Consider the following 8,786-nt stretch of genomic DNA (forward strand, 5'->3'; position numbering starts at 1 on the left):
TCACTTTGCCCAGGCGCACCAGCGGCGCGCGGTCGTGATGGCAGACGCCATCGGGGTCTTCGGGTCGCAGCATGAGACGGTCTCCTTGCACCAGACGGGGGGCGCGGGTTCTTAGGGTAGGTGCAAGCGGTGCGTAAGACCGTCCGCCTCTGTTATCGGCCGGAACGTCGCGCCCCTTTAGCCGAAGCGCCGGCGCGTCACAGAAATGTCCGCGTCAGAAAAATGATGATGGGGATGGTCACGGCGGCCCCGAGCGTCGTCAGGAACACCACGCTGGAGGCGAAATCGGGCCGGTTCCTGAACTCGATGGCCACCACGGCCGACGCCACCGCGCTCGGCGCCGCCGTCCCGATGACCAGGATGGCGGCCAGCGGCCCCTCGAGGCCCATCGCCGCCACAAGGCCCCATCCCAGCAGCGGCCCGACCACCAGCCTCGCCACCACCGCCAGTGCCAGGTCGGCCGGTGCCCGTACGACCTTCACCTGGGCCATCTGGGCCCCGAGCGTCATCAGGGCGACGGGCACATACGCCCCGGAGAGGATGACGAGCGGTTTCCACAGGAGCGTGGCCCGTTCGAGGGCTTCGGCCCCCAGGCCGACGCGCTTCAGGATGAGGGCGGCCACGACGGCATAGGCGAAAGGTAGCCGCAAGGCCTTCAGCATCGCGCGGCCGACGGGGCCTGAGCCGGCCGCCGCGATCACCGCCCCCACCGTGTAGGCCGCCACCCCCTGGCACACCGCGACGATCGCCTGGACCGCCACCGCGTAGTTTTGCGACTCTTCGCTTGCCGCGAACGCCAGCGCCATGACCGGGATGCTGAAGTTCGCGCTGTTGTATAGAATTGTCGAGTTGACGAACGCGCTTCGCAGGGCCCGGTCGTGACGGCGGAGCCGGCTGGCGAAGTGGCCCACGGCGTAGAGCGCCGCCACCATCACCGACGAAAAGAGCACGATCGTGCCGTACGCGCGGGCCCCCAAGTCCGCGTTCAGAATCCGGAAGAAGACGTACGTCGGAATGAGCGCGTACAGGAAGACTTTGGAGAGGACCTCGGCGGCTTGGGGGACGCGCCGGCCAAGCAGGTAGCCCACGGCGATGAGCACGAGCACCGGCCCGACGACGGAGTACGCGATGTAACCGAGGTCCGCGAGATAGTTCATTCGGCCGCGCCCCGTTTCGGGAAGAACATGGCGTCGGCGAATCGCGACTGGAAGTCGGCCTGCTGCGAAAGTTCGACGTGCTCGACGCCGCGGGCCACGTCCTCCGCCGTCCGCCTCAGGTCCCGGTTCACCAGGAGCATCCGCGCCCCCGCGCCCGCCGCGTTGCCGACGAACCGCACCTTCCCGAGCGCGAGGTCCGGCAGAAGGCCGATCGCCAGCGCCCGCTCCGGCCGCACCCTGTTCCCGAACGCGCCGGCCAGGTAAACCTCCTCCACGTCCGACGCCCGCGCGCCCCACAGGCTGAGCAGGATCTGAATCCCCGCGGCGATGGCTCCCTTCGCGAGTTGCACCTCGCGGATGTCCTTCTGCGCGAGGAGGATCGGATGGCCGATTCCCGTCTCGCCGTCCGTGGCGAGGACGAGCGCCGTCTCCGAATCCGTGCGGATGACGCGCTCCGCCAGCGCGTGGCCGCGCTGCCGGAGTTCCTCCGGGGGGCGCATCGTCCCGTTCGGTTTGATGAGGTCGGCCTCGAGCGCCGCGGCCACGGCGTCGATGAGACCCGTGCCGCACAGGCCGACCGGCGGCGCGTCGTCGATCGTGTGGAGCGCGAGGCGCTCGCCGTCGAAGTCCACGCGGTCGATGGCGCCCGTGGCGGCCCGCATGCCGTAGCGGATCCGCGCCCCCTCGAACGCGGGCCCGGCGGCGGCGGAGCAGGCGAGAAGCCGCTCGCGCGTCCCGACGACGATTTCGCCGTTCGTCCCGATGTCGATGGCGAGGCGGAGGCGGTCGCTCTCGTGCATCCCGGTTGCGAGGATCACCGCTACGGTGTCGGCCCCGACGAATCCGCCGATGAGGGGCGCCGCATAGAGCCGGCTCCGCGCGTGGGTCTTCAGACCCAGACGCCGGGCCAGCGTCCATCGCCCCGACGTCGAGGCCGGCACAAAGGGCGCCCGCGCGATCGCGTCCACCGGCAGGCCCAGTAGCAGGTGATTCATCGTCGTGTTGCCGACCGCGCTGACTTCATAGATGACCGACGGCTTGATTTGGGCCTGGCGGCACACCTCGGCGATGATCTCGTTCAGAGCCCCGATCACCAGGTCGTGCAGCGTTTTGAGGCCGCCCTTCTTTCGGCCGCAGTATTCGATCCGGGCCACCACGTCGTCGCCGTAGGCCGTCTGGGGGTTGGCGCGGCTGGCGACTGCGGCCGTCTCGCCCGTCACGAGGTCCACCAGGTACCCGACGACCGTCGTCGTCCCGATGTCCACCGCCAGGCCGTAGCACGCCTCGCCCGTGGTCGGGCGCTCCAGGTGCACGACCCGGTCCCCGAGGACGACGACCGCCGGGTGGAAGTCCAGGCTGCGGAGGCGTTCCGGCAAACTGCGCAGAACCTCCGTCTCGATGTGAAGGTCCGAAAAGCCCCGCTCCGCCAGGGCGTCGAGCAGCCGGTCCGCGTCCGCTCGCTGGTCCCGAAGCGAGGGCGGTTCGAGCCGCACGCTTACCTTCCGCGCGTTCGGTTCGAGGGCCACCGGCCGCCCGACGCCGTCCGTGAGGATCTTCTGGTCTCCGAGGCGCGTCTCCTCGGGGATGACGACGCGCAGGTCGCGCGTGACGCGGACCTGGCACGCCAGGCGGAGGCTTCGGCCGATTTCCTCGCCGGTGAGGATGCGGAGGCAGTTTTCGGTCGGCTTGGGGGGATCGTCGGGGATAATCACCCGGCACCCGCCGCAGATGCCTTTGCCGCCGCACGGGGCGTTGACGTGGATGCCCGCCGCCTGGGCCGACTCCAGAAGGGTCCGGCCGTCCGGCACCTCGCATCTCTGTCCGCCCGGCTCGAACGTGACGTAGTGGGTGTTTTTTGCCAAGGTGCATTCTCGCGACATTCAACGGGCTGGGAAAGAATGATAACAGACCGCCCCGGCGAGTCAACGTTCTGAAAAATACCCCAGGGGTAATTTTCGTGCGGCACCGCTTAAGCCCGCCGCGGTCTTGTCCACCGAAGCCCGACCTGTCCGCCATAGCCCGCAGGGCGACGGCGGAAGGGCGAAGGCGGAAGCGGCGGGTGACGTTACCTGTTTTCCCTGCCGCCCTTGACACAAGCGCCCCAAGATGTAGAATGCGGCCGGAGAAGCGCCACTAGCTCAGTTGGTAGAGCAGCTGACTCTTAATCAGCGGGTCCAAGGTTCGAGTCCTTGGTGGCGCACCAGACCATTTCCGCGGCCGCGGCAGCGCGGCCGCGTTTTTTTTCGCTGCGCGCGGCGGCTTGACAGGGCAGAGCGTTCGGCGTAAGAGAGACGCCGACGGGAAAGGGGTCGTGCCATGCTTACCGCCGAGCAGGTCCGCGACGAGAGCGACGTCTTCGCCGACCCGCGGATCCGGCGCGTGCCGGAGGTCGAGAGCGAGTGAAGACGCTCCTGCATTTCGGCGCGGGGCGGATCGGCCGGTCGCTGGTGGGCCGTCTCTTCTGCGAGGCGGGGTGGCGCATCACGTTCGTGGACATCCTGCCGCCTCTGGTCGAGGCGATAAGCCGGCGGCGGTCGTATCGGGTCCGGATCAAGGACGCCCTCCCGCGCGGCGCGCCGGACACGGCCGAAGTGACCGGCTTCGACGCGATGCTCTCATCGGAGGCCGCGCGTCTCGCCGAGGCCGTCCGCGACGCCGACCTCATCAGCACCGCCGTCGGCGCGGCGAACGTGCCGGACGTCCTAGCGGCGCTGGCGCCGGGCCTTGCGCGCCGCGACCGGGGGGTCTCTATCCTTTTTGTGGAAAATCTTCGGCACGCCGGGCGCGTGGCCCGCGAGGCGCTCGGGCGCTTGCTTCCTGAGGCGCCGAGGGTGCTGGAGCGCGTCGGGCTGGTCGAGACGACGACGCACACGATGGTTCCGATGATGCCGCCCGACGTGAGCCGCCGTGACCCGCTCTTGATTTGGTGCGACGCGTACAGCCGGATCCTGGCCGACCGCCGTGGATTCCTCGACCCGCCCGCCGACGTTCCGGGCCTTGTCCTCAAGGACCCTTTTCCGCCCTGGATGGACCGCAAACTGTTCATCCACAACCTGGGCCACGCAGCGGCGGCGTATCACGGCAACCTCGCGGGGAAGGAAACCATCTGGGAGTGCGTCGCGGAAGAGCGCATCCGCGCCGAGACGCGCGCCGCGATGGGCGAGTCGGCCTGGGCGCTGGCGCGCGAGTACCCCGGCGAGTTCACGGAGGCGAACCTGGCGGCCCACGCCGACGACCTCCTGCGGCGGTTCGCGAACCGTCTCCTCGGCGACACGGTTTATCGGGTCGGCGCAGACCTCTGGCGGAAACTCGGACCGGACGACCGGCTGATGGGAGCGATGCGCCTGGTGGAGGCGCACGGCGGCAGGCCGGAGCACATCGCCCGGGCCGTCGCCGCCGCTCTGCGCTTCAAGGCCGTCGGGCCCGACGGCCGGATGCTCCCGCGCGACGAGGAGTTCCACCGGATGCTCGAGGCGCGCGGACCGAAGGCGGTGCTGCGCGAGGTTTCCGGACTCAATCCCGGCGTGCCGGGAGACGCGGCGTTCGTGGACCTGGTTCTGCGGGCGTACGGCTCCGGCGTGTAACGGGCGGGCATCGTACGCTTCGGCGGGCTTGGTGTCCTGGATGTCCGGGGAGCGCCTTCGCGTTCACCCCGCCGTGTCATAGTCCCCGATAGATGTCCTTGCGATGGGCAACACGGATGATGTACACGATGAGCACCTTGTCGAGGACCTGATAGACAATTCGATAGTCTCCGACTCGGATTCGATAGGCGTCATCGCTGCCGGCCAGTTTGGTGCTCCCTGCCGGCCTGGGGTTGTGGGCCAGAGCGTCAATCGCGCGAGCGATGCGCCGCCGATGCGGGTGAGGGATCCTGGCGAGCGCCTTCTCGGCCTGGGGTTTGACCTCGATGCGGTAGGTCATGGGTCACAGCCCGAGGGCCTTCTTGACTTCCGCCCACGGCTTGGAGGGTTCGTCCTTGGCGGCCCGGAGGGCATCAAGGTCCAGGCGGTCTTCAATTCGCTCCAGCAACTCCAGGTCCTCCACGGGCACCAGAGCAAAGAGGACTTTGCCGCGCCGTTTGACCACAAGGCGCTCGCCCCGCAAGGAAACCCGGTTCCCCAGGTCCGCCAGGTGCTCGCGGGCCTCACTAATGGGAATTGTGTTCATGGGCGACCCTCCAATGTTCCATTTCGTACCAATTGTACGATTCGTACGGTTGGTCGTCAAGTCCTTTTTCGGCCGTTGGGCGTCCTGTTCTTGATGGCGGGCTTACGTCTCCTCGGGACCACAGGCATGTCCGCGCCCGCCTTCCTCGCTACCCTGACGCACGGGCGTTCGGTTTGGCGAGGGCCGCGGGTGCCAGAAATGGCTTGCTGGGGCCGGCAGGGGCCTCTAGAATGACCGTTTGGTTCTCAGGGTCGCCGGCCCCCTACGGCCGGCCACGCATTAGGGGTGCCGTACACAAGTTAAGGGAGACGCCAATGGAAGTCGTGATCTCGAAGACCTACGACGAGATGAGCCGGAAGGCCGCGGCGGTGGTCGCCGACGTGGTCCGCACGAAGCCGAAGGCCGTCCTGGGGTTCGCCACCGGTTCCAGCCCGCTGGGGCTCTACAAGGAGTTGATCCGCCTCCACAAGAAGGAAGGGTTGGATTTCTCGAAGGTGACGACGTTCAACCTGGACGAGTACGTGGGTCTCCCGGCCGACCATCCGCAGAGTTACTGGACTTTCATGCACGAGAACCTCTTCAACCACATCAACGTCCCGAAGAAGAACGTCCACGTTCCGTCGGGCACGTCGAAGGACCACGCGGCGTTCTGCGCGAAGTACGAGAAGGGGATCCGGGACGCGGGCGGGATAGACGTGCAGATCCTGGGAATCGGGTCGGACGGCCACATTGCGTTCAACGAGCCGGGCTCGAGCCTGGGGTCGCGGACGCGCCTGGTGACCTTGACGGAGCAGACGGTTGACGACAACTCCCGCTTCTTTGATCGGCGCGAGGACGTTCCGCGGCACGCGATCTCGATGGGCGTCGGGACGGTGCTGGAGGCGCGGAAACTGGTGATGGTCGCGAGCGGAAAGAACAAGGCCCCCGCGCTGGCGGCGGCGATCGAGGGCCCGGTCACGTGCATGATCACGGCGAGCGCCCTGCAACTGCACCCGGACCCGATCGTGTTCACGGACGAAGAGGCGACGGGGCAACTGAAGATGACGGCCTATTACCGCTGGATTCAGAAGAACAAGCCGGCGGCGAAGTAGGCGGCGCGCAGAGTGCGGGGTGCCATGCTTTCGCTCTTGTCCGGCGTAGCCCAAAGGGCGAAGACGGATGCGAAAGCATGGGTCCGGCTGTGGGATGAGCATGCTTTCGCAACGGCGCGAAAGCATGGCACCCGTCGGCAAGCGCGGGGCACTCGGTGGCCGTTTGAGTGAAAGGGCATCCGATGAGCGAACTGGAGATCCGGCCGATGGGGTCGCTCGGGCACCACTTCATTGAGGGCGAATTCCTGCCCGCGGGCCGCGACGAATACTATCTGCGCGACGAGCAGTCGCCGCGGCCGGCCGAGGGCTGGCGCGGCCTGACGGCCGACGAGATCGAGACGCTCCTGGCGAACGGGAACACGGCCGACAGTTGGAGCAATCTCCAAGTGACGGGCGAGTTCACGCCCCACCTGATTAAACACTGCGAGTTCTACGGCCTGGTGCGGATCGGGCGGCTCGAAGAGGTCTGCCTCGAGTACCACGAGATGTCCGTCCCCGTCGGGATCACGGGCAGCCGCATCATCGCCTGCGACCTGGGCGACGACGTCGCTATCCACAACGTGCAATATCTGGCGCACTACATTATCGGAAACAACGTCATCCTGCTGAACATCGACGAGATGCACACGACGAACCACGCGAAGTTCGGCAACGGCATCGTCAAGCAGGGCGAGCCCCAGGACGTCCGCGTCTGGCTGGACCTCATCAACGAAGCCGGCGGCCGGAGCGTCATGCCGTTCGACGGGATGCTCGCCGCCGACGCCACCCTCTGGGCCCTCCACCCCGCCGACAAGAATCTCACGAATCGCCTCGGCGAGATGACCCAGCGCCAGTTCGACCCGCGGCGAGGGTTCTACGGCACCGTGGGCGACCGGTGCGTCATCAAGAACTCGGGCATCATCAAGGACGTGAGGATCGGCCCCGCCTGCTACATCAAGGGCGCGAACAAACTGAAGAACCTCACCATCAACTCCAGCCCCGAGGAGCCCAGCCAGATCGGCGAAGGCGTCGAACTCGTCAACGGCATCATCGGCTGCGGGTGCCACATTTTTTACGGCTGCAAGGGCGTCCGCTTCGTCCTCGGCGACAACTCCAACCTCAAGTACGGCGCCCGCCTCATCCACTCGTACCTGGGCGATAACTCGACCATCTCCTGCTGCGAGGTGCTGAACAACCTCGTCTTCCCGGCCCACGAGCAGCACCACAACAATTCGTTCCTCATCGCGTCGCTGGTGATGGGCCAGTCGAATATTGCGGCCTGCGCGACGATCGGCTCGAACCACAACAGCCGGGCGCCCGACGGCGAAATCCACGCCGGCCGAGGCTTCTGGCCCGGCCTGTGCGTCAGCGTCAAGCACAACTGCCGGTTCGCTTCGTTCGCGCTCCTCGCGAAGGGCGACTACGCGGCGGAACTCGACATCGCGCTCCCGTTTTGCCTCGTCTCGGACGACTCATCCGGCGACCGCCTGCAACTGCTGCCCGCTTACTGGTGGCTCTACAACATGTACGCCCTCGCGCGGAACACCTGGAAGTTCGCAGCCCGCGACAAGCGCAAGCACAAACGCCAGCACATCGAGTTCGACGCCCTGGCGCCCGACACGGCCGAGGAAATGTTCCACGCCCTCGCGCTCCTGGAAGCGTGGACCGCCAAGGCGCACCTCGCGCAGAAAGGCGAATCGGCGGAAGGAAAATCCCAAGAGGATCTCGCGCGCCTGGGCCGCAAACTCCTCGCCGGACCCGCCGAGGCGGTGGACTCGCTCGAAATCCTCGCCGACGGCGTCGAAAACTCCGCCCGCAAGGTCGTCGTCCTCAAGGCCCACGCCGCCTACGCCGCCTACCGCCGGATGCTCCATTACTACGCCGTCAAGAACCTGATGGCCTGGATGGAGGCGAATCCCCAGGCGAGCGTCAAGGACATGGCGGCGGCGCTCGGCGGCACGCGCGAGCGCGAATGGGTGAACCTCGGCGGCCAACTCGTCGCCGCGCCCGACCTCGAACAACTCAAAGAGGGTATCAGGGCGGGCAAACTCAAGACCTGGGACGACGTGCACGCCGCCTATGATCGGCTGTGGGAGGCGTATCCGCCGGCGAAGGAGCGCCACGCCCTGGCGACGCTCCTGGCACTCGTGGGCGAGAAGACGCTTGGCCCGAAACTCTGGCGCGAGGCCCTGGATAGGTGGATGGAAATTCAGCGCTACATCGCCGACCAGGTTTTCGTCACCCGCAAGAAAGATTACGAGAACCCGTTCCGCCGGATGGTGTACCGGTCGGATGAGGAGATGGAGGCGGTCCTCGGCACGGCCGAGGGCAATAGTTTCGTCAAACAGGTCCGGCGCGAAACCGATGAGGCCGCCGCGCGCGTCGCGGC

At 67.1% G+C, this 8,786-nt stretch carries 7 protein-coding genes and 1 tRNA gene; 4 read left to right on the forward strand and 4 right to left on the reverse strand.

The genetic code is table 11. The annotated features are described in order from the left end of the window. Positions 1–197 precede the first annotated feature (197 nt). Entirely contained in the window at positions 198–1,157 is a 960-nt protein-coding gene (locus tag NTX40_05160; GenBank protein ID MCX5648472.1) for an AEC family transporter, read from the reverse strand. Continuing rightward, on the reverse strand, positions 1,154–3,019 hold the full coding sequence (locus NTX40_05165; GenBank protein MCX5648473.1) for an ASKHA domain-containing protein: 1,866 nt from the start codon (positions 3,017–3,019) through the stop codon (positions 1,154–1,156). The genes NTX40_05160 and NTX40_05165 overlap by 4 nt, the downstream gene beginning before the upstream one ends. A 265-nt stretch (positions 3,020–3,284) precedes the next feature. Here NTX40_05165 and NTX40_05170 point away from each other — a divergent pair. Both NTX40_05170 and NTX40_05175 read left to right on the forward strand, forming a co-directional pair. Continuing rightward, positions 3,285–3,360: transfer RNA gene (locus NTX40_05170), tRNA-Lys, on the forward strand. A gap of 196 nt (positions 3,361–3,556) precedes the next feature. Next, positions 3,557–4,741, forward strand: a complete 1,185-nt coding sequence (locus tag NTX40_05175) for a mannitol-1-phosphate 5-dehydrogenase (protein ID MCX5648474.1) — start codon at positions 3,557–3,559, stop codon at positions 4,739–4,741. 76 nt (positions 4,742–4,817) lie between these two features. Here the strand turns inward: NTX40_05175 and NTX40_05180 are convergent, their stop codons facing one another. Together NTX40_05180 and NTX40_05185 are read right to left on the reverse strand one after the other, a co-directional pair. Next, positions 4,818–5,081, reverse strand: a complete 264-nt coding sequence (locus NTX40_05180) for a type II toxin-antitoxin system RelE/ParE family toxin (protein ID MCX5648475.1) — start codon at positions 5,079–5,081, stop codon at positions 4,818–4,820. Positions 5,082–5,084: 3 nt separating this feature from the next. Continuing rightward, positions 5,085–5,327, reverse strand: a complete 243-nt coding sequence (locus tag NTX40_05185) for a type II toxin-antitoxin system Phd/YefM family antitoxin (protein ID MCX5648476.1) — start codon at positions 5,325–5,327, stop codon at positions 5,085–5,087. Positions 5,328–5,641: 314 nt separating this feature from the next. Here NTX40_05185 and nagB point away from each other — a divergent pair, with 314 nt between their 5' ends. Continuing rightward, positions 5,642–6,418, forward strand: coding sequence for a glucosamine-6-phosphate deaminase (nagB, locus tag NTX40_05190; protein ID MCX5648477.1), 777 nt, complete (start codon positions 5,642–5,644; stop codon positions 6,416–6,418). Between the two features lie 182 nt (positions 6,419–6,600). Continuing rightward, a partial coding sequence (locus NTX40_05195; GenBank protein MCX5648478.1) for a DUF4954 family protein occupies positions 6,601–8,786 on the forward strand: 2,186 nt, incomplete at its 3' end.

It is taken from the genome of Planctomycetota bacterium, assembly GCA_026387035.1.
Classification (GTDB): domain Bacteria; phylum Planctomycetota; class Phycisphaerae; order FEN-1346; family FEN-1346; genus JAPLMM01.